Genomic DNA, 20,404 nt, shown 5'->3' on the forward strand with positions numbered 1-20,404 from the left:
GGCGTTAGTTCCGCAGGAATTCCGCGATCTCGCTGAAAACCTTGACGAACATGGCTTCGGTCAGGACACCGGTGTTGGTGTTGTAGCGCGAGCAGTGATAGCTGGAAAACAGTGTCACGGCGCCGGCCTCGAGCCGGCCGCTATGCCTGAACGGATAGGCGGCGACACGCTGGCCGAGTGCCCTGACCGTCGACTGGTGCGCGATCGAGCCTAGTGCCAACACCGCGCGCAATTTTGGAAAGCGCGCGATCGTCGGCACGAGGAAGCTGCGGCAAGTAGTGATTTCGGCGCCGACCGGTTTGTTTTCCGGCGGCACGCAGCGCACCGCATTGGTGATGGCGGTGCCGACCAGTTGCAGGCCGTCATCCGGCCGCGCCTTGAATTCGCCCCGCGCAAAGCCGTGCGCAATCAGTGTGGAGTAGAGCAGGTCGCCGGCATAGTCGCCGGTGAACGGCCGCCCGGTGCGGTTGGCGCCGCGCAGGCCGGGCGCCAGCCCGACGATCAGCAGCTCGACAGCGTCGTCGCCCTCTGGCGGGAGGAAGGTCGGCACCGGCGCGTTAAACCAGGAAGGCTCGCGCTGCCGCCAGTCCGCGATGAAATCATGCAGACGCGGGCAGAGCGGGCAGTCGCGGTCGGGTTCGGGAGCGGCGACCAAGGCCGCCGCCGTCAATAATCTTCCTCTTCGACTTCCGCCGGCTCGGGCCGGCGCACCGGCCGCTCAGAGGGATCGCGGCCGACCTCGTTCTTCAGCGAGGTCAAGTCGATGAAATGATCGGCCTGGCGGCGCAGATCGTCCGAGATCATCGGCGGCTGCGAGGCCATGGTCGAGACAATCGAGACCTTGCGGCCGCGCCGCTGCAGCGCCTCGACCAGCGTGCGGAAATCGCCATCGCCGGAGAAGATGACATAGTGGTCGACGACATCGGCAAGCTCGAGCGCATCGACGGTCAGTTCGATATCCATATTGCCCTTGATCTTGCGGCGGCCGGTCGAGTCGGTGAATTCCTTGGCCGGCTTGGTCACCACCTTGAAGCCATTATAGTCGAGCCAGTCGATCAAGGGGCGTATCGAAGAGTATTCCTGATCCTCGACCAATGCGGTGTAGTAGTAAGCGCGCAGCAGATAGCCGCGCTTCTGGAAGCTGGACAGCAGTTTGCGGTAGTCTATGTCGAAGCCTAGTGCGCGCGAAGTGGCGTAAAGATTGGCGCCGTCGATGAATAGAGCGATTTTTTCACGGGGGTCGAACATGGCAATATTCCTTTTTCGAAATAGGTGGCGGACTAATCGAAATGGGTCGTTTATATCGGTCGGCTCGTAAATAAACCGGCTGACCTTTCGTCAACCGAGATAGCGCCAGTTTTACGGCAATCCAAGGGTGCCAGGGCGCTCTGCAAGCAATTGTGATCGGCGCTGTATCGTCGGCGGTAGGCGGCTTCGCCGGCAAGGCATCAACCGGCGTCCGGAACCGGCATTGGCACGGCCGGGAGGCGAGGTTGCCATAATGCTTGTATTTTGGCGGCGTTCGGGTTATGGACCGCGCCTGTTTTCCATCAAATCCAGGTATGAAAGGGGCAATCAATGGCCCGCGTAACCGTTGAAGACTGCATCGACAAGGTCGACAACCGCTTCGAGCTCGTGCTGCTTGCCGGCCATCGCGCCCGCCAGATCAGCCAGGGCGCGCCGATCACAGTGCCGCGCGACAACGACAAGAACCCGGTCGTAGCGCTGCGCGAGATCGCCGACGAGACGCTGTCGCCCGACGACCTCAAGGAAGATCTGATCCACTCGCTGCAGAAGCATGTCGAGGTCGACGAGCCGGAAGCCGACGGTGAGGCGATCGCCGACCAGACCGGCAACGCTGTTGCGGCAACCGACGCCGACGACGCCGAAGAAAACGTCACCTTCGATCGCATGACCGAGGAAGACCTGCTGGCCGGCATCGAGGGCCTGGTACCGCCGGAAAAGAGCGACGACTACTAAGCGGACGCTCTGGACCTGTCCGGAATAATTTTCCGGCACTTCCGTCCCGTCAGTTTCGTGGCTATCTATGAGATGCGCCGTACATCAGTGCGGCGCATCAATCATTTCAGCACCGCGAGAACCCGCCCATGATGCGTCAGTATGAGCTTGTCGAGCGCGTCGCGCGCTACAAGCCTGACGTCAACGAGGCGTTGCTCAACAAGGCCTATGTCTACGCCATGCAGAAGCATGGCCACCAGAAGCGCGCGTCCGGCGATCCCTATTTCTCGCATCCGCTCGAAGTCGCCGCCATCCTCACCGAAATGCACATGGACGAGGCGACGATCGCTGTCGCCTTGCTGCACGACACGATCGAGGACACGACCGCGACGCGGGCCGAGATCGACGATCTGTTCGGCCCGGAAATGGGCAAGCTGGTCGAGGGCCTGACCAAGCTGAAGAAGCTCGATCTCGTCTCCAAGAAGGCCGAGCAGGCGGAGAATCTGCGCAAACTCCTGCTGGCTATCTCGGAAGATGTGCGCGTGCTGCTGGTCAAGCTCGCCGACCGTTTGCACAACATGCGCACCCTCGACCACATGCCCGAGGCCAAGCGCCTGCGCATCGCCGAGGAGACGATGGACATCTATGCGCCGCTCGCCGGGCGCATGGGCATGCAAGGCATGCGTGAGGAGCTGGAGGAGATCGCCTTCCGCTTCATTAACCCGGAAGCCTACCGCGCCGTCACCGCGCGGCTTGCCGAGATCTTCGAGCGCAACAAGGGCGTGCTGACCGATATTGAAAAGGCGCTGTCGGCGCTGTTTGAAAAGCATGCCATCAACGCCGGCGTGAAGAGCCGGCAGAAGAAGCCGTGGTCGGTGTTTCGCAAGATGGAGGCCAAGGCGCTGTCCTTCGAGCAGCTCTCCGATATCTTCGGCTTCCGCGTCGTCGTCGACAGCGTCGAAGATTGTTATCGCGCGCTCGGCGCCATCCACACGACATGGTCGATGGTCCCTGGCCGCTTCAAGGATTATATCTCGACGCCGAAGCAGAACGACTATCGCTCGATCCACACCACCATTGTCGGCCCGTCGCGCCAGCGCGTCGAACTGCAGATCCGCACCCGCGAGATGAACAAGATTGCCGAATATGGCGTCGCCGCGCATTCGATCTACAAGGACACCGGCGGCAAGACGAATGGTGCCGCCCATGCGATCTCGAAAGAGACCAACGCCTATGCCTGGCTGCGGCGCACAATCGAGCAGCTGGCCGAAGGTGACAATCCGGAAGACTTCCTCGAAAATACCAAGCTGGAGCTGTTCCAGGACCAGGTGTTCTGCTTCACGCCGAAAGGCATGCTGATCGCCCTGCCGCGTGGCGCCACCCCCATCGACTTTGCCTATGCCGTGCATACCGATGTCGGCGACACCTGCGTCGGCGCCAAGGTCAACGGCCGCATCATGCCGCTGATGACGGAGCTCAAGAACGGCGACGAGGTCGAGATCATCCGCTCCAAGGCGCAGGTGCCGCCGGCGGCGTGGGAATCGGTGGTCGTCACCGGCAAGGCGCGCTCGGCCATCCGCCGCGCCACCAAGAACGCCATCCGCAAGCAATATTCGGGTCTCGGCGCCCGCATCCTCGAGCGCGCCTTCGAGCGCGCCGGCAAGACCTTCACCAAGGAAAGCCTGAAGCCGGTGCTGCACCGGCTTGCGCGCAAGGACATCGAGGATGTGCTGGCCTCGGTCGGGCGTGGCGAGCTTGCGTCGACCGACGTCATGAAGGCGGTCTTCCCCGACTACAAGGACGAGCGCGTCACCGTCAGTGCCCCCAAGCAGCGCGAGGAGGGCTGGTCGAAGATCCGCAATGCCGCCGGCATGCTGTTCCAGATGCCCGGCACGCGAGCCGCGCGCAAGGACAAGGACCAGCCGCGCGATGGTGCGGTGCCGATCCGCGGCGTGCGCGGCGACCTGCCTGTGCGCTTCGCGCCGGAAGGGGCCGTGCCCGGCGACCGCATCGTCGGCATCGTCCAGCCGGGCACCGGCATCACCATCTATCCCATCCAGTCGCCAGCGCTGCAGGCCTTCGACGACCAGCCGGAGCGCTGGATCGATGTGCGCTGGGACATTGACGAGCAGACCAAGGAGCGCTTTCCGGCGCGCGTCTCGGTCACCGCCATCAACGCGCCGGGGTCGTTGGCCGACATTGCCCAGGTGGTTGCCTCGAACGACGCCAACATCCATACGCTGTCGATGGTGCGCACCGCGCCCGACTTCACCGAAATGCTGATCGATCTCGAAGTCTGGGATCTGAAGCATCTCAACCGGCTGCTGTCGCAGCTCAAGGACAATTCGAGCGTCAGCGATGCGCGGCGTGTGAATGGCTAGACCATGATCCCGAAAAGTGGGAACCGGTTTTCGGAAAAGATCATGGTCAATCAGAGAGAGGCAGGATGAACACCGACGAAGTGCTGGGCATTTTCCGCGAGGCGGGCGCTGTTCTCGAGGGACATTTCATCCTCACATCAGGACTGCGCAGTCCGGTCTTCCTGCAGAAGGCGCGCGTCTTCATGCATGCCGACAAGACCGAGCGCCTGTGCAGGGCGCTGGCCGAAAAGATCCGCAAGGCGGTGCCCGGCAAGATCGACTATGTCGTCGGCCCGGCGATCGGCGGGCTGATCCCGGCCTATGAGACCTCGCGCCATCTCCGCGTGCCTGCAATCTGGGTCGAGCGCGAAGGCGGCGAGTTCAGGCTGCGCCGCTTTGAGATCGCGCCGGGATCGCGCGTCGTCATCGTCGAGGACATCGTCACCACCGGCCTGTCGATCCGCGAAACCATCGACTGCCTGCGCGAGCTTGGCGCACAGGTCGTGGCGGCGGCCTGCATCATCGACCGCTCGGCCGGCAAGACCGACGTCGGCGTGCCGCTGATCGCGCTCGCCGAATATGAGGTGCCGGCCTATCCCGCCGACCGCCTGCCGCCGGAACTCGCCGCCATCCCGGCGATCAAGCCCGGCAGCCGCAACATCTGATCAGGCCTGAAGCCAGGCCTTGTCGAAATAGGTCTCGCCTGTCGGATGCATCCTTCGGCCCTGCACGGCTGTCGCCGAATGACAAAACAGCTTGCGCCAGAACGGCTGGATGATGACGCCTGAGTCCTGCAGGATTTTTTCCGCCTTGCCGATCAGATCGCGCCGCGCGGCCGGATCGGCGACGGACAATGCCTTGGTGACGATGTCGTCGAATTCCTTGTCGGAGAACGAGCTTTCGTTCCACGCTTCGCCCGTCCGGTAGGCGATAGCCAGCGTCTGCACGCCAAGCGGGCGCATCGACCAGACCGTCAGCGAAAAGGGATATTTCGTCCAGTCGTTCCAAAACGTCGACCCCGGCAGCACCGTGCGCTTGACCTTGAACCCAGCTTCCCGCAGCTGCGCCGCGATCGCGTCGCCGGTGTTCTTGTGCCACTCCTCGTCGAGCGAGATCAGCTCGTGCTCGAAATCCGCCTGGCCGGCCTCTGCCATCAGCGCTTTGGCCCGCGCCAGGTCGTGGGCGACCGGCGGCAATTTGGCGTAGTCGGGCTGGATGGGGCAGACGTGATGGTTCTCGGCGGGCGAGCCCAGTCCGGCATAGCCAAGAAGCAGCACGGCCGAATTGTCGACCGCCAACTGCAGCGCCCGCCGCACCCGCGCGTCATCATAGGGCTTCGCCACCATCGAGGTCCGCGCCACGATCGTACCCGCGGTCAGGATCTCGGATTTCTGCAGCCCAAGGCCGTCCATGATCGCGACCATGTCGCCCGTCGTCTCGTAGTTGCTGTGAACTTCCTCCGCCTCGAAAGCGCTGACCAGCGCAGAGGGGTTCGAGCCGTAGTCAATGAACTCGACGCCATCGAGATAGGCTTCGCCGCCCCACCAGGATCCGCTCTCGCGACGTTTGAAGACCGCCCTCTGGCCGACCTCGTAAGAAACGAGTTCAAAAGGTCCGGTGCCGACGGGATGGGCCAGCAAATCGCCGCCTGATTTGTCATAGTCGCGATGGACGATGAGGGCAGGGTAGTCCGAAAGGCTCGGGATGATCGAAATGTCGGACGATTTCAGCTGCAAACGCACCGTATGGTCGTCAACCCTGGAGACGACACCGTCGCGCAGCTTGCCGCTCTTCTCATCGATCAGGGCTGACATGCGCCCGGCCATCGAATTGCCGGGGGCATTCTTTTCGCACCAGCGCGCAATGTTGAACATCACGTCGTCGGCGTTGAAATCGTCACCATTGTTCCATTTCACGCCTTTGCGCAGATGGAGCACATACTCGGTCGCATCCGCGTTGACCTCCCAACGCTCCAGCAGCATCGGCTCAAAAGTGAAGTCGGGCGTGTATTTCACCAGCGTTTCCAGAAACTGTCGACCCGCATTGCCTAGTTCGGCCTCGTCGAATGTGCGCGGGTCCTTCATCCCCTTGACGGCTGTCGCGACCTTCAGGATACCACCTTTCACCGGCTCTCCGGCATGTGCCGCTGTCGGCGCCGACAGGCCTATCATCGCGTATGACGCGGCAGTGGAGAGGCCGAAGGCGCTCGCTAATGCCAGGAATTCTCGACGTTCAAGTTGCCCCGCGCGCGCTTCCTGCGCGAAAACCGCCACCTTCGTCTCCGGAGGGCATCTGATCTTTTCGGTTGTCGACATCTGGTATTCTCCTCCCTTGCAGCGCTGCCCACAGGCAGCCTGCTCTCCTCCCACTCCAACCCCAGTCGCAGACGTGTCCCGTTCGCTCGAAAACAGCTGCTTCGAAATCGCCAGGCACATCAGGCCGAAAGCCGGTCGCAATAACCGTAGACCGAGAGCCTCTCGACCCCTGTCTCGGTGATCAGCACCTGTTCCTCGAGCTTGACGCCTTCGCCGCCGTCCTCATGGCCAATGAAACTCTCGACGCAGACGGTCATGCCGGGAACAAACACCTCGTTGTCGTCATTGCCGACATCGTCCCAGTCCGAGGCATGCGTGATGATCGGGTACTCGCCGGTCATGCCGCAGCCATGCAGCACCGAGAGATAGCGGTGCTTCTGGTAGGCGCCGGGGATCAGCCAGGCGTTTTCCGCGAACTCCCTAAAGCCTAGCCCGGGTCGCAGCAGGTCGACGTTCTTCTCGATCTGCTCCTGGGCAAGGCCGTATAGCGTCCGCTGCGCCGCCGAGGCCCGGCCGTCGCCGGTCAGGAAGGTGCGAGAGAAGTCGCTGTAGTAGCCGTAGCAGCCGACCGCGTCGGTATCGAAGGCGACGAGGTCACCATCCCTAATGATCTTGTCCGAGGTCTCCTGGAACCAGGGATTGGTGTGCGCACCGGAGGTCAGAAGCCGCGTTTCGATATAGTCGCCGCCGCCGGCGATCAGCCTTTGGTGCAGCACCGACCAAAGCTCGTTCTCGGTGACGCCGGGAACCAGCGCCGCCTCCATCTCGCGAACTGCGGCCTCGGTGAGGCGCAAGGAGGCGCGGATCATGTCGACTTCACCTGATACCTTGAGGCCGCGCGCCTTCTCCACCGGGATCTGGGCATCGATGATGTCGAAACCTGCGGCGGCGAGGGCCAGCATGGCTCCGGTTGTCGTCGCTTCGACGCCGATGCGGCGACCGTTGACGCCGTGCCTGGCGACCAGTTCCTCGATGTCGGCGACGAATTCCCTGAGGTGGTCGACATGCTTATGGCCGGAATGCAGCGGCATGATCGGCCGCGCCGGCCGGATCTCGTCGACGGTCGGGCGATTCTCGGCCAGATGCTCGCAGGCGCGATATTCGAACAGCACCACCGGCCCGACCACCGGAATGAACACGTAGCGCGCCGGATTGCGCGCCGAATAGACCTGCATGTTGCGCACGCCGGTGGCGTAGCGAATGTTCACCGGGTCGAAGAGCAGCACCGCCGAGAGATTGTGGGCGGCGGTTTGCTGGCGAACGCGGTCGAGGCGAAGCATCTCGACGCTGCGCACCGTGTCGAGCGAAAGCGTGGCGTACTTCTCGGCAGCGTCGTGAACCAGGCTCGGCATGGCAAATACGTCCCTCCGGCGGATGCAAAAGGCGCCCGCCGCCAATTCTGATCGGATGACTGATACGGTGCCCGGGACCCGCCGGGACAATTCAGGCTCGAACGCGACGCGTTACGGCCGGTGAAAATTGCGCGCCGCGCGACGCGAATTCCAATTGATTATTCCTCGGCAAATCATTCTAAATTCTCATATGACCTATCTCGACCGCAGGCACTATCAGCTGCTGATCGCTGTGCGCCGCCACGGCCAGCTCAGCGCCGCCGCGACGTCGCTTGGGCTGACGCAGCCGGCCGCCAGCCATCAGGTCCGGGAAGCCGAGCGCCGGCTCGGCATTCGCCTGTTCGACCGGGTGGGTCGGGGCATCAGGCTGACCGAAGCAGCCGAGCGGCTGCTGGAGGCCGCGCTGTACGCCGAGGACACGCTGAAGACAGCGGAAGCCGACGCCATTCAACTGCATCGGGGAACGTCACCGGTGTTGCGCATAGCCGTTGGCCACTATGATCATGTCCATTGGCTTCCGCCTGTCGCCGCCGCGCTGAGCGCCAGGCACGGTGGGCTCAAGCTCGAATTCATCAGGCTAGCCAATCACGACCTGCAATCCGCGATCAACGCCGGAAGCGCCGACCTGTTCTTGTCACCGGCCAGCTCGGAGTTCGAAAACCTGCCATCGTTGCCACTGTTTGGCGACAGGCTGGTGGGTGTCGTGCCGCTCACCAGCCGGGCCAGTGCACCCCTGACGGCCGATTTCTTCGGGAAACAGAAGTATATCGCCTTCTCATACCATCCGGCGCATGGCTTCGAGTATGAGCGCTATTTCAGCCCCGCAGGCGTCTGGCCGAAGGAGATCGTCCGGATCGAGTCGACGAGCGCAATCATAGAGCTGATTGCCGCTGGTTTCGGGGCCAGTATCCTTCCGGCCTGGTGCGTGACGCAGGATGCGGCCTCCCGTCGGGTGGCGCTCGGCGAGCTTGCCCCCGAACCGATACGCATTATGTGGCATGTCTTCGGCAGGTCGAAACTCATGGAGGGTAATGTGAGCGTCATGGATACATTCGCCTCAGCCATCAGGTCCTGTGCGCAAGGCTCAGAGATTGGCGCGTGAAGATAAAGACGGTTTTGCCATGATCGCCGGCATCGATCATTTCGTCCTGACGGTCCGCTCGGTGGAGGATAGCTGCGCCTTCTACCAGCGGGTGCTTGGCCTCAAGCGCCTTGACGAGCCGGAGCGGCCGACGGCGCTGCTGTTCGGGTCGCAGAAGATCAACCTGCATGAAGTCAGCCGCACTTTTGAGCCGAAAGCCAAGACGCCGACGCCTGGGTCCGGCGATTTCTGCCTGGTCGCCGCGAGGCCGCTTGCCGAAATTTGCGCCAGCCTCGAGGCCAATGGCGTGGCGATAGAAGTCGGTCCGGTCGACCGCACCGGTGCTCGCGGCACAATGATGTCGGTCTATTTCCGCGATCCGGACGGCAATCTGGTCGAAGTCAGCGACTATCGGGAATAGCGAGATCGAGCCGCATGGCGCAGCGGCGATCCGCTTGCATGCCGTGCTGGGCCTCGGCGCGCAGCAGCGCGGCAAGCCGTTCACCGATCTCGACACCCTCCAGGATGCGAAACCCCAGCTTGCGATAGAATGGCGCGTTCCAGGCGACGTCGCGAAACGTGGTCAGCGTGATTGCTGCAAGGCCGCGTTGCCTGGCGTCTACCGCCGCCCGTTCGAGCAGAGCGCGGCCGATGCCGCGGCCCTGCAGTTCAAGGCGCACGTCGAGTTCCCAGATATGCAGCACATCGCCTTCGATGGTGGCGCTGAGCAGCCCGACCAGTCGGTCCTGATCGTCGATGGCGACCAGACATGAGCCTTGCCGGATCAGGGCGCGATGGCGCTCGGCGCTGACATTGTCTCCATCGGCAAGCCAGGCAAGTTCAGGGATCGTCCGGAATGCCTCTCCTGCAGACTGTTCGACATCCGGCAGCAACTCGGCGTCGTCTTCGCGGGCGGGTCTTATCGTCGTCATGGGAGTTTCACCTGATGTTGTCCTCAGTTTCGCCCCAATGGCGCTCTTGTTACTCGCCTGCGGCAGACCATCGCGGCGGCGTTTCATTGTTCCGCCGCGACGCAGTCGCTATATCAAAGTCGTTGTTGCCTTTCTGCGCACTCGAAGCGCAAGATAGAGCTATCGCGCCCGGCAGGGATGGTTGCAATTTGGGCGCTGATGAACCGGGAACTGGAACAGAGTGCTTTTTCGACGCCGCAAGCCTGATGGCATTCTGGAGCGGGTGCGTACCTATCTGTGGCCGCGCCGCTCGTTTTCTCGCTCGTTGCAGTATTTCTCCAAGCGCATCCTGCGGCTGAAGGCGACGCCGCATGCGGTGGCGGCCGGCGTCGCGGCCGGCGTATTCGCCTCCTTCTTCCCGCTCGGCTTCCATTTCGCCGTCGCCGCCGTGCTCTGCTGGGTGATCGCCGGCAATCTGGTGGCTGCCGCCCTCGGCGCGGTATTCTTCGGCAATCCGCTGACTTTCCCGCTGCTGTGGGGGGCGTCCTGGGAAGTCGGCAAGCTGATCCTGCATGAGCGCCTGCCCAAGAACGGACCGCCCGCGCATCTCGGCGAAATGATGCACACGTTGTCGTTTGCCAAGCTTTGGCACCCGATCCTGGAGCCGATGCTGATCGGTGCCGTGCCGCTCGGCCTGGTCTTCGGCCTCATCTTCTACGGCATCACCCGCTGGGGCATGACCGCCTTTCGCGAGCAGCGCAGGAAGCGCATGGCGGAGCGGGCGCACAAGGCCGGACGACACGGCGGGCGGGAAGTTCCGGCGGAATGATCATCGGCATCGGCAGCGACCTGATCGACATCAGACGCATCGAAAAGTCGCTGGAACGGCATGGCCAGCGTTTCATCCAGCGCATCTACACCGAAGTCGAACAAGCCCGCTCCGAAGGCCGTGCCGGGCGTGCCGCCTCCTATGCCAAGCGCTTCGCCGCCAAGGAAGCCTGCGCCAAGGCACTCGGCACCGGCCTGGCGCAAGGCGTGTTCTGGCGCGACATGGGCGTCGTCAACCTGGCCAGCGGCAAGCCGACTATGGCGCTGACCGGGGGCGCGGCCCTCAGGCTGGCCAAAATCCTGCCGCAGGGACACCAAGCGGCGATCCACCTCACAATCACCGATGATTTCCCGCTTGCTCAAGCCTTTGTGATCATCGAGGCGTTGCCCGCCGAACAAGCGCCACATTGATTGCATCTGACGACCGGCGATTATATCTAACGCCGTCATGACGTTGCCCAGCGCACGCCGAGACTCTATACCATCGAACGCACAATCGAGGACGACATGAGCGTGGCTGAAAAATCCGAGAAGAAATCCGGCGGGCTTGGCGAAATCGTCAGCGTCATCATCCAGGCTTTGCTGCTGGCCATGGTCATCCGCACGCTCTTGTTCCAGCCCTTCTCGATCCCGTCGGGATCGATGCGGCCGACCTTGCTCGAAGGCGACTATCTCTTCGTCACCAAATGGTCCTATGGCTTCTCGCGCTATTCGTTGCCGTTCGGCCCCGACATCTTTTCCGGCCGCATCTGGGGCTCCGACCCGAAGCGCGGCGACGTGGTGGTGTTCAAGTTCCCGCCGGATCCGTCGCTCGATTACATCAAGCGCGTCGTCGGCCTGCCCGGCGACAGGATCCAGATGAAGAACGGCCAGCTGTTCATCAACGACATCCCCGTACCGCGCGTAAAGACCGGCCAGATCGAAAATCCAGATATCACGGAAGTGCCTGAGCCGGTCGACGTCTATCGCGAGACGCTGCCCAATGGCGTCAGCTACGACACGCTCGACCTGACACCGAATTCGGTTACCGACAACACCCGCGAGTTCGTCGTGCCGCCCGGCAATTATTTCATGATGGGCGATAACAGAGACAATTCCTCCGACAGCCGCCTCAGCGTCGGCTACGTGCCGGCGGAAAACCTGGTCGGCCGCGCCAACATCGTCTTCTTCTCGATCGCAGGGAAGGCGAGCCCGCTCGAGATCTGGAAATGGCCGTCGCTGGTGCGCCTGTCGCGCATGTTCCATTTCGTAAATTGATGGCTTTGAAGCGCCCGACTGGTGAAACTCTGGCCGATCTGGTGAAAGCCAAGACCGGCCATTCCTTCCGGGATGTCCGTTTGCTCGAGACCGCGCTGACCCATTCCAGTGCGGTCAAGGCAAGCAGCAACAACCAGCGCCTCGAATTCCTCGGCGACCGCGTGCTCGGCCTGATCGTTGCCGACCTGCTTTTCGAGAAATTTCCCGAAGCGCCGGAAGGTGAGATCGCGCCTCGTTTCAATGCCCTGGTCGATGCGCGGACATGTTCCGAGATCGGCATTGAAATGCAGCTGGAAGATCTGGTCCGGGCCGACGCCGCCTTGAAGGCGCGCTCGCGCGGTTCGGGCGGAAACTATCTGGCGGATGCGGTCGAAGCGCTGATCGCGGCGGTCTACATCGATGGCGGTCTCGACGCGGCAAGGCAATTCGTCCTGCGTTACTGGGAGCCGCGTTCGCAAAAGGTGGTGGCAAAGCCGCCCAATCCGAAATCCGACCTGCAGGAATGGATCGCCAAGACCAGCGATATCAGGCCCGAATACGCGATCGAAAGACGCGAAGGACCTGAACACCAACCGGTTTTCACGGTTTCCGTGAGGGTCAGCGGCTTTGCGCCGGCAAGCGGCATGGGCGGCTCTCGCCGCGCAGCCGAAGAAGCGGCGGCATCGGCATTTCTGTTACGCGAAGGCATCTGGGCCAACCAAGGGAGTGCGGCATGACCGCCAGCGAAGATCTCCCTCCGGCAGCGGAAACCCCTGCCACACACTCCGGCTTCGTCGCCCTGATCGGCGCGCCCAATGCCGGCAAATCGACGCTGGTCAACCAGCTGGTCGGCGCCAAGGTGTCGATCGTCACCCACAAGGTGCAGACCACCCGCGCCATCGTGCGCGGCATCGCCACGCATGAGAATGCGCAGATCGTCTTCGTCGACACGCCTGGCATCTTCAAGCCGAAGCGCCGGCTCGACACGGCGATGGTGACCACCGCCTGGGGCGGCGCCAAGGACGCCGATATCGTGCTGCTGCTGATCGATGCCGAGCGCGGCATCAGGGGTGACGCCGACGCTATCCTTGAGCGGTTGAAGGACGTGCGCCAGCCGATGGTGCTGATTCTCAACAAGGTCGACCGGGTCAAGCACGAGGCGCTGCTGGCCCTGGCCGCGGCAGCGAACGAGAAAGTGCCGTTCAAGCGCACCTTCATGGTCTCGGCGCTGACCGGCTCCGGTTGCAAGGATTTGCTCGACTACCTGGCGCAAGCGCTGCCGGCCGGCCCCTGGTACTATCCGGAAGACCAGATCTCCGATCTGCCGATGCGTCAGCTGGCGGCCGAGATCACCCGCGAAAAACTGTATCTGCGCCTCCACCAGGAACTGCCTTATTCCTCCCATATCGAGACCGAGAAATGGGAAGAGAAGCCGGACGGCTCGGTGCGCATCGACCAGACCATCTATGTCGAGCGCGACAGCCAGAAGAAGATCGTGCTCGGCCACAAGGGCGAAACGATCCGCGCCATTGGCCAGTCGGCGCGGATGGAGATAGCGGGCATCCTCGAACAGAAGGTGCACCTGTTCCTGTTCGTCAAGGTGCGCGAGAACTGGGGCGACGACCCCGAGCGCTATCGCGAGATGGGGCTGGAGTTTCCCCATTGAGCTTCGCCGTCTAGAAATGCCGCCCGGCAGTTTGAGACGACGACATGCATGACCCAAAACTGACGATCGATACCGAACTCGTGCGACGGCTGATCAACGTGCAGTTCCCGCAATGGCGGCATCTGCCGGTGAGTCCGGTGGTATCGGGCGGCTGGGACAACCGTACCTTCCATCTCGGCGAGGAGATGACAGTGCGCCTGCCGAGTGCGGCGCCGTATGCGCTGCAGGTCGAAAAGGAACGTCGCTGGCTGCCCAGGCTGGCGCCGCTTCTGCCGCTGCCCATCCCGGTTCCGCTCGCCATGGGCGAGCCGGGGGAGGGCTACCCCTGGCATTGGTCAGTCTATCGCTGGATCGAAGGCGAGACAGCCAAGACCACTGAAATCGCCGACCTTCGTCAGTTCGCGGTCGCGTTGGCCGATTTCCTGGTTGCGCTCCGGCGGATCGATCCGGTGGGCGGGCCGGCTCCGGGGCAGCACAATTTCTTTCGTGGCGGGCCGCTGACCGTCTATGACGGCGAGGCAAGGCAGGCCATCGCCGCGTTGAGCGGCCGGATCGACACCGAGGCGGCCACCACGGTCTGGGACGCGGCCGTCGCCGCCGCCTGGCATGGCTCACCCGTCTGGTTCCACGGCGACGTCGCCTGGGGCAACCTTCTGGTCGAAGACGGCCGGCTGAGCGCCGTCATCGACTTCGGCACCTCCGGCATCGGCGATCCATCCTGCGATCTGGCGATTGCCTGGACGTTCTTCGAAGGCGAAACCAGGGAGGCATTCCGTGCCGCCATCGACGTCGATGAAGCGACCTGGGCGCGCGGCCGCGGCTGGACGCTGTGGAAGGCGCTGATCACCGTTGCCGGGCACGACGCCAACCAGGCCGAGGCTGAAAGATCTCGCCGCGTCATCGACGACGTGCTGGCCGACCACAGGAAATTCACGTGATCATAGCGTTTCGACGACGTGTCGGGGGTCCAATGTCAGCACAGATCGCACGCGGCGCGCCAAAATCTTGATTTCGCCACGCAACCGGTGACAAGCTCTCGCCATGGAATGGCGCGACGAGGGAATCATTCTCGGCACCCGCAAGCATGGCGAAACCAGCGCCATCCTCGAGGTGATGACGCGCGCGCATGGCCGCCATCTCGGCCTGGTGCGCGGCGGCCGCTCGCGCAAGCAGCAGCCGGTGCTGCAGCCCGGCAACCGCGTCGACCTGTTGTGGCGGGCCCGCCTCGACGAGCATCTCGGCACCTTCCAGGCCGAGGCGATCGAGATGAACGCCGCCCGGCTGATGGACAGCGCGGTCGCTGTCTACGGCCTGCAGACCATGGCCGCGCATCTGAGGCTCCTGCCGGAGCGCGACGCCCATGGCGGTCTCTACGAGACGCTGGCCGTGATGATTGCCCATCTCGACGATGCCGATGCCGCCGGTGAACTGGTGGCGCGCTTCGAACTGCTCATCCTCGACGAGCTCGGCTTCGGCCTCGATCTCAGCCAGTGCGCGGCCACCGGCGTCCGGCAGGATTTGGCCTATGTCTCACCGAAATCCGGCCGCGCGGTGTCGCGCCAGGCCGGCGCGCCGTGGCGCGACAAGATGCTGGCGCTGCCGGCCTTCCTGCAGCGGGGCTCCGGCCTGCGCGCCGATCAGGCGGCACTCGAGGATGCCTTCCGGCTGACCGGTTTCTTCTTCACCCGCCATGTCTACGAGCCGCGCGGCATCGAACAGCCCGACGCCCGTGCCGGCTTCCTCGCCGCCTTGCGCAAGCATCATTCGGGCAGCAAGGCCGCCGCAACAGCAGGCGCCTTCCCAGAAATCACGACGTGAGAATCTCATGAGAGAAGTCGAACTTTATCCCGGCCGGGTGTCGCCGCTTGGCCTCGGCACCATTCCGCTTGGCGACCTCCTCGAATACAGCGGCCTCGAACTTTTGCAGCGCATCATCGACGGCAAATATCCGGCGCCGCCTATCTCCTTCCAGCTGAATTTTACGCTGACCGAAGTCTCGGAAGGCCGCGCGGTGTTTCGCGGCGTGCCGAGCGAGCGGCATCTTAACCCGCTAGGCGGCGTGCATGGAGGCTGGGCGGCAACGCTGCTGGATTCGGCATTGGCCTGCGCGGTGCAGACGCTGCTCGATAAGGGCGAGGCCTATACGACGGCCGAGTTCAAGGTGAACTTTACGCGGCCGATCACGCCGAAGACCGGTGAAGTGGTCTGCGAGGGCAAGATCGTCCACAAGGGCCGCACGCTGGCGGTGTCCGAAGCGACGCTGAAGGATGCGCAGGGCAAATTGCTGGCCTTCGGCACTGAGACATGCTCGATCTTCCCAGCAGCCAATCTGGCTGCGCGCTAGGTTCACCGCCCGACAGGAGGGCGACGTAGCGCCTAATCGACTTTGTGACTGCCCATGAAATCATCGAGGATGGCGCGCTGACCGCTGAGGATCTTGAGGCTGGCTTCAGCCAATGAAAACCAGCCGGCTCTGTCGACTTCGGGAAATTCCTTCATCGCGCCCGACCGTGGCGGCCACTCCATGGTGAACATGTTGCTTTTGACGGCATTGGCGTCGACATCGGCTTCGACACTCCAGGCGATGACGATCTTGCCGCCGGCTTGCCGGTAGCTGCCGACAGGCTCGAAACTGCCTTCGATCACGATGCCGAGTTCCTCTCCGGCCTCGCGCCGGGCTGCCGCCAGCTCATCCTCGTTCTCTTCGATGAGGCCCTTGGGGATAGACCAGGCGCCTTCGTCCTTCCTTGCCCAGAAGGGACCGCCGGGATGAACCAGCAGAAATTCGAGAATGCCGGCCTTTGTCCGGTGGATCAGCAGTCCCGCGCTTCTTTTAGGCATTTGATTTTCCCTGGAGTTCACCTGAGAATAACATGGTCCCTGGCAAGTGGCGGTGGCGCGCATTCCTTACCATCTCAGATGATGGGTGAGGATAACGACTGTGGGCCGCTGGAATTTGCCGACGAAACATGCTCGATGATTTCTCTCCGGTCACCAATTGCGGTGGCGTGACTTGAATAGCCGTCTGGGGTGGCCGTGTGGCCGCCGCAATTGTCAGTGAAAACTGGCCTGGTTTGGGGGAACCGCCTTGTTTGAGAGCCTGATTGGCGCTGTCGTCGTTGTCGTGCTGTTCGTCCTCGTCTTGCGCCAGCAGGGCCGCATCGGCCTGATCGAACGCGAACTCGGCGCGCTGCGCAGCCTGGTTCTGTCCGGTGTGAATGTAGCCGCGCCCGCTGCCAAACCGGTCGAGCAGGCTGCGAACGACAGCGTGCCGGCGGACGCGGCTCAGGCCACCGCAGCGATTGCCGACATAGCTTCGCCAACAGCAGCCGAAGCGGCGCAGGCACCGGCCGCGGCGCCCGAAGCGGTAACCAGCGAGGCCGTGCCGGAACTGTCGGCAGCTGCCAAGGCGGCGTTGACCGGATCCGCGCCGGCTGCCGCAGCGAAAGCAGCCCGCCAGTCCGAGGTCGAAACGGCGCTCGGCACACGATGGGCGGTCTGGGTCGGCGGCATCGCGCTGGCCTTGGGCGGCCTGTTCCTGATCCGCTACACCATCGAGGCCGGTATTTTCGGGCCTGAAGTACGGCTGGCCCTCGCAGCATTGCTCGGTCTGGTGCTGATCGGCGGCGGCGAGTTCATTCGCCGCACCGGCTTCAAGGTTCCGGTGGAAGGGGTGGCTGGCGCCTACATCCCGGCGATCCTGACGGCCGCCGGCGCCTTCATCCTGTTCGGCACGGTCTATGCGGCCCATGCCGTTTACGGCTTCGTCGGCCCGGCCTTCGCCTTCACCGTGCTCGGCGCCATCGGCGTGGCGACGATTGTCGCCGCTCTCGTCCACGGCCAGGCGCTGGCCGGCATCGGCCTTGTCGGCTCCATGGCCACGCCGGCACTTGTGTCCTCGCAGGCGCCCAACCCATGGGCGCTGTTCATCTATCTCGCCATCGTGCTTGCCGCCAGCGCGGTGATCGCCCGCATGCGCGACTGGAAATTCCTGGTCGCGGCGGCCTTCTTCGGCACCGGCGCCTGGACCATCGCGTACATGATGAACGCGCCCGGCGCCGCCGACCTTGCCGTCATCCTGTTCATTGATGCGGTGACGCTGGCGGTGCTTGCCTTTGTCTGGCTGGTCAGTCGTGGCGGCGAAGCGGAAACTGCAAAAAACGGCTTCGACTGGCCCTCGGTCGTGCCGGGCGTTTTCGTTGCGTTTTCGGCGCTGGGCCTGTCCGTCGACACGACACTGGTCGCCGCCGGCGGCGCCTTGCCGGGCGCGTTCGTCCTCGTCGCCCTTGTCGCCACCGCACTCTACCGGCCGCGCGCGCTGCCGCTGCTGCACGCCGCCGGTGTGGTGAGCGTGATGATCTATCTCGGCATCATTCCGCCCGCCACCATCGGCTCGGACATATCCCAGGGAAATATAGGCTTTGACGGCATGCCGGTGGCGGCCGGAAATCCCTTGACGCTGCGCCTCGGCATTGGCCTCGGCCTGGTCTTCATCGGCGCCGGTTTCTGGGCCGCGCGCCGCTTCGCCGCCACCGCGCAGGTCCGCGCGGCATGCTGGGCGGCATGGGGTGTCGCCGCGCCGCTGGTCATCCTGCTGACGCTGTGGCTTGCCTACGGCAATCTCGACCGCGACCTTGCCTATGCCGCGGTCGCTGCCCTTCTGGTCGTCGTCTTCGCCGCTGGCGGCGAATGGATCGCGCGGGCCGAACAGCCGCCGCTGAAGGGCGACATCGCCGTCTCCTTCGCGCTTGGCGGCTCGGCTCTGGCCGGCCTCCTGATGCTGCATATGGCCTTCGGTTCCGGCTGGACGACCATTCTTGCCGGCGTTGCCGCCATCGTGCCGGCGCTGGCGACACGCTGGCGCTCCTATCCGGTGCTCGGCTGGATCTCGGTCGGCGCGGTTGTCGCCGTGCTTGGCCGCGTCGCCTTCGATCCGACCATCGTCGGCGCCGAATTTCTGACGACGACGCCGGTATTCAACTGGCTGCTGCCGGGATACGGCGTGCCGGCGCTGGCCTTCGGATTCGCCGCCTGGCAGCTCGCCCGCACCACCCGCGCACTACCAATAACTGGCAATGGTCGGCCGCGCCTTGCCATGGAAGCTGGTGCAGCCCTGTTCGCGCTGCTCACCGTCGCCATGCTGGTGCGCCACGCCATGCATGGCGGCGTCATCGACACCGGCACCGTCACGCTTGCCGAACAGGCCATCTATACGCTGATCGCCATCGGTGCCGGCGCCATATTGGTCGCCATCGACATGCGCTCGCCAAGCTCGGTGCTGCGCTACGGCTCGATGGCCGCCGGCGTGGTTTCGGTCGCCTTCATCGCCTTCCAGCATTTCCTGGCGCTGAACCCGTTGTTCACCGACGAATCGACCGGCCAGATCCCGGTGTTCAACCTGTTGTTCCTGGCCTACCTGCTGCCGGCCATCGCCGCCGGCGGGCTGGCGCTCTATGCCAGGGACAAGCGGCCGCCATGGTATGCGCAGATGCTGGCGGTGGTCGCGGCATTGCTTGTCTTCGCCTACGCCACACTGTCGGTCAGGCGTGTGTTCAAGGGCGAGTTCATCGGCCTGTGGAGCGGCCTCGGCCAGCTCGAGACCTACACGTATTCGGCGCTCTGGCTGGTCATCGGCGTCGTGCTGCTCACCGCTGGTGTCTGGCTGAAATCGCAAGTGCTGCGCATTGCCTCGGCGGCGCTGATCGCGATTGCCGTGGTGAAGGTCTTCCTGTTCGATATGTCGGAGCTGGAAGGCGTGCTCAGGGCATTGTCCTTCATCGGCCTGGGTGCGGTGCTGATCGGCATCGGCCTGTTCTACCAGCGGCTGCTGACACGGGCGGCGAGGGAAGGCAGCACACCATCTTGAAGGAATATGCAAAATAGGATATTGGAATATCCACCGGAGGATATTCCATGCCGCTCTATATACGTGACGACGAAGTGGATGCGCTGGCCAGCAGATTGCAGCGCGAGACGAACGCTCCGAGCAAAACGGAGGCGGTGCGCATCGCACTCGTGCACGAACTCGAACGCAATCGCACGAAGGTGCCGCTGCGCGACCGGATTGCCAGGTTGCAGGCCGAGGCCAGGAAGATTGGCCTGCCCAATCCCGATTTCGATATGAAGAAATTCACCGACGAGATGTGGGAAGACTGATGTTTGTCGACGCGTCGGTGATCGTCGCCATTCTCAACCAGGAGCCGGGTTGGGAGGAATTGATCAAGCGGATTTCCGGCTTTTCCGGCTTGCTCTGCGTTTCTCCGTTGGTGCGCTTCGAAGCAACACAGGCACTGGCGCGTGCCGGCGCGGGGTCGCGCAAACCCACTGCCGAGGCCCTTCTCCATGCTCGCGATCTGGTTGATCGATTCATTGTGGAGATTGACGGAGAGAATGTGACCATCGACGACGACATCGGCTCTCGGGCCATCGATGCCAGCGCCCGTTACGGCAAAGCCGTTGGGCACCAAGCGGATCTGAATCTTGGCGACTGTTTCGCTTATGCCTGTGCGAAACGCCGCGATCTCCCGCTGCTCTACAAGGGCAATGATTTCGCGCTGACCGATTTGGGATAATTCGGCTTTCTTGTTGATTGCCGGGAATAATTTGGCCGATCACCTCGTTATCTCACTGCTTGGGTGACCGGGGCGGCAGACCGCTTCGCGCTGGCTGCTTGCGCCGCGCCGGGAAGGCGCGTTC

Annotated in this window: 22 protein-coding genes; 16 read left to right on the forward strand and 6 right to left on the reverse strand. The window is 63.4% G+C overall.

All coding sequences use genetic code 11. The annotated features are described in order from the left end of the window. Positions 1-4 precede the first annotated feature (4 nt). Together H0241_RS17750 and H0241_RS17755 are read right to left on the reverse strand one after the other, a co-directional pair. Complete coding sequence (locus tag H0241_RS17750; RefSeq protein ID WP_181058954.1) at positions 5-670, reverse strand: uracil-DNA glycosylase; 666 nt, start codon at positions 668-670, stop codon at positions 5-7. Beyond that, positions 667-1,248, reverse strand: coding sequence for a LabA-like NYN domain-containing protein (locus H0241_RS17755; protein ID WP_023670234.1), 582 nt, complete (start codon positions 1,246-1,248; stop codon positions 667-669). The genes H0241_RS17750 and H0241_RS17755 overlap by 4 nt, the downstream gene beginning before the upstream one ends. A 330-nt stretch (positions 1,249-1,578) precedes the next feature. Between H0241_RS17755 and rpoZ the strand changes: the two genes are divergently transcribed. The 3 genes from rpoZ to pyrE all read left to right on the forward strand — a co-directional run bounded on the left by rpoZ (position 1,579) and on the right by pyrE (position 4,984). Next, positions 1,579-1,980, forward strand: coding sequence for a DNA-directed RNA polymerase subunit omega (rpoZ, locus tag H0241_RS17760; protein WP_023670235.1), 402 nt, complete (start codon positions 1,579-1,581; stop codon positions 1,978-1,980). Between the two features lie 128 nt (positions 1,981-2,108). Next, positions 2,109-4,340 (forward strand): RelA/SpoT family protein, encoded by a 2,232-nt coding sequence (locus H0241_RS17765; RefSeq protein ID WP_023670236.1) that lies wholly within the window; start codon positions 2,109-2,111, stop codon positions 4,338-4,340. Between the two features lie 65 nt (positions 4,341-4,405). Continuing rightward, a complete protein-coding gene (gene pyrE, locus H0241_RS17770; protein WP_181058955.1) occupies positions 4,406-4,984 on the forward strand; it encodes an orotate phosphoribosyltransferase in 579 nt (192 codons plus the stop codon). On the opposite strand, the gene H0241_RS17775 is transcribed toward pyrE, so the two are convergent. Next, complete coding sequence (locus H0241_RS17775) at positions 4,985-6,634, reverse strand: ABC transporter substrate-binding protein (RefSeq protein WP_181058956.1); 1,650 nt, start codon at positions 6,632-6,634, stop codon at positions 4,985-4,987. It lies immediately after the preceding gene. Positions 6,635-6,753: 119 nt separating this feature from the next. After that, positions 6,754-7,986 (reverse strand): M24 family metallopeptidase, encoded by a 1,233-nt coding sequence (locus H0241_RS17780; RefSeq protein WP_181058957.1) that lies wholly within the window; start codon positions 7,984-7,986, stop codon positions 6,754-6,756. Positions 7,987-8,113: 127 nt separating this feature from the next. Between H0241_RS17780 and H0241_RS17785 the strand changes: the two genes are divergently transcribed. After that, entirely contained in the window at positions 8,114-9,088 is a 975-nt protein-coding gene (locus H0241_RS17785; RefSeq protein WP_181058958.1) for a LysR family transcriptional regulator, read from the forward strand. A gap of 19 nt (positions 9,089-9,107) precedes the next feature. After that, on the forward strand, positions 9,108-9,488 hold the full coding sequence (locus H0241_RS17790) for a VOC family protein (RefSeq protein ID WP_181059141.1): 381 nt from the start codon (positions 9,108-9,110) through the stop codon (positions 9,486-9,488). Here H0241_RS17790 and H0241_RS17795 read toward each other — a convergent pair. After that, on the reverse strand, positions 9,469-9,999 hold the full coding sequence (locus H0241_RS17795; RefSeq protein WP_181058959.1) for a GNAT family N-acetyltransferase: 531 nt from the start codon (positions 9,997-9,999) through the stop codon (positions 9,469-9,471). The genes H0241_RS17790 and H0241_RS17795 overlap by 20 nt on opposite strands. A 220-nt stretch (positions 10,000-10,219) precedes the next feature. Between H0241_RS17795 and H0241_RS17800 the strand changes: the two genes are divergently transcribed. The 8 genes from H0241_RS17800 to H0241_RS17835 all read left to right on the forward strand — a co-directional run bounded on the left by H0241_RS17800 (position 10,220) and on the right by H0241_RS17835 (position 16,052). Then, on the forward strand, positions 10,220-10,807 hold the full coding sequence (locus H0241_RS17800) for a DUF2062 domain-containing protein (RefSeq protein ID WP_181058960.1): 588 nt from the start codon (positions 10,220-10,222) through the stop codon (positions 10,805-10,807). Further along, positions 10,804-11,217: a holo-ACP synthase gene (acpS, locus tag H0241_RS17805; RefSeq protein WP_181058961.1), complete on the forward strand. Its 414-nt coding sequence runs from the start codon at positions 10,804-10,806 to the stop codon at positions 11,215-11,217. Before H0241_RS17800 ends, acpS begins: the two co-directional genes overlap by 4 nt. 96 nt (positions 11,218-11,313) lie before the next feature. Further along, entirely contained in the window at positions 11,314-12,063 is a 750-nt protein-coding gene (gene lepB, locus H0241_RS17810) for a signal peptidase I (RefSeq protein ID WP_181058962.1), read from the forward strand. Continuing rightward, positions 12,063-12,779 carry a ribonuclease III gene (rnc, locus tag H0241_RS17815; protein ID WP_181058963.1) on the forward strand — a complete coding sequence of 239 codons (717 nt, stop codon included), beginning with the start codon at positions 12,063-12,065 and terminating at the stop codon, positions 12,777-12,779. The genes lepB and rnc overlap by 1 nt, the downstream gene beginning before the upstream one ends. After that, complete coding sequence (era, locus tag H0241_RS17820) at positions 12,776-13,708, forward strand: GTPase Era (protein WP_181058964.1); 933 nt, start codon at positions 12,776-12,778, stop codon at positions 13,706-13,708. The genes rnc and era overlap by 4 nt, the downstream gene beginning before the upstream one ends. 44 nt (positions 13,709-13,752) lie before the next feature. Further along, on the forward strand, positions 13,753-14,646 hold the full coding sequence (locus H0241_RS17825) for an aminoglycoside phosphotransferase family protein (RefSeq protein ID WP_181058965.1): 894 nt from the start codon (positions 13,753-13,755) through the stop codon (positions 14,644-14,646). A gap of 103 nt (positions 14,647-14,749) precedes the next feature. After that, positions 14,750-15,526, forward strand: coding sequence for a DNA repair protein RecO (gene recO, locus H0241_RS17830; protein WP_181058966.1), 777 nt, complete (start codon positions 14,750-14,752; stop codon positions 15,524-15,526). 7 nt (positions 15,527-15,533) lie between these two features. Beyond that, entirely contained in the window at positions 15,534-16,052 is a 519-nt protein-coding gene (locus H0241_RS17835) for a PaaI family thioesterase (RefSeq protein WP_181058967.1), read from the forward strand. A gap of 32 nt (positions 16,053-16,084) precedes the next feature. Here the strand turns inward: H0241_RS17835 and H0241_RS17840 are convergent, their stop codons facing one another. Further along, positions 16,085-16,549 carry an NUDIX domain-containing protein gene (locus tag H0241_RS17840; RefSeq protein ID WP_181058968.1) on the reverse strand — a complete coding sequence of 155 codons (465 nt, stop codon included), beginning with the start codon at positions 16,547-16,549 and terminating at the stop codon, positions 16,085-16,087. 247 nt (positions 16,550-16,796) lie between these two features. Here H0241_RS17840 and H0241_RS17845 point away from each other — a divergent pair, with 247 nt between their 5' ends. Genes H0241_RS17845 through H0241_RS17855 form a run of 3 tightly spaced genes read left to right on the forward strand, consistent with a single transcriptional unit; the run spans position 16,797 to position 20,280 of the window. Next, positions 16,797-19,574 carry a DUF2339 domain-containing protein gene (locus H0241_RS17845; protein WP_181058969.1) on the forward strand — a complete coding sequence of 926 codons (2,778 nt, stop codon included), beginning with the start codon at positions 16,797-16,799 and terminating at the stop codon, positions 19,572-19,574. Positions 19,575-19,621: 47 nt separating this feature from the next. Then, positions 19,622-19,864, forward strand: a complete 243-nt coding sequence (locus H0241_RS17850; RefSeq protein WP_181058970.1) for a type II toxin-antitoxin system VapB family antitoxin — start codon at positions 19,622-19,624, stop codon at positions 19,862-19,864. Beyond that, positions 19,861-20,280 (forward strand): type II toxin-antitoxin system VapC family toxin, encoded by a 420-nt coding sequence (locus H0241_RS17855; RefSeq protein WP_210284984.1) that lies wholly within the window; start codon positions 19,861-19,863, stop codon positions 20,278-20,280. Before H0241_RS17850 ends, H0241_RS17855 begins: the two co-directional genes overlap by 4 nt. Positions 20,281-20,404: the final 124 nt, after the last annotated feature.

This window comes from Mesorhizobium neociceri, from assembly GCF_013520985.1.
Classification (GTDB): Bacteria; Pseudomonadota; Alphaproteobacteria; order Rhizobiales; family Rhizobiaceae; genus Mesorhizobium; species Mesorhizobium neociceri.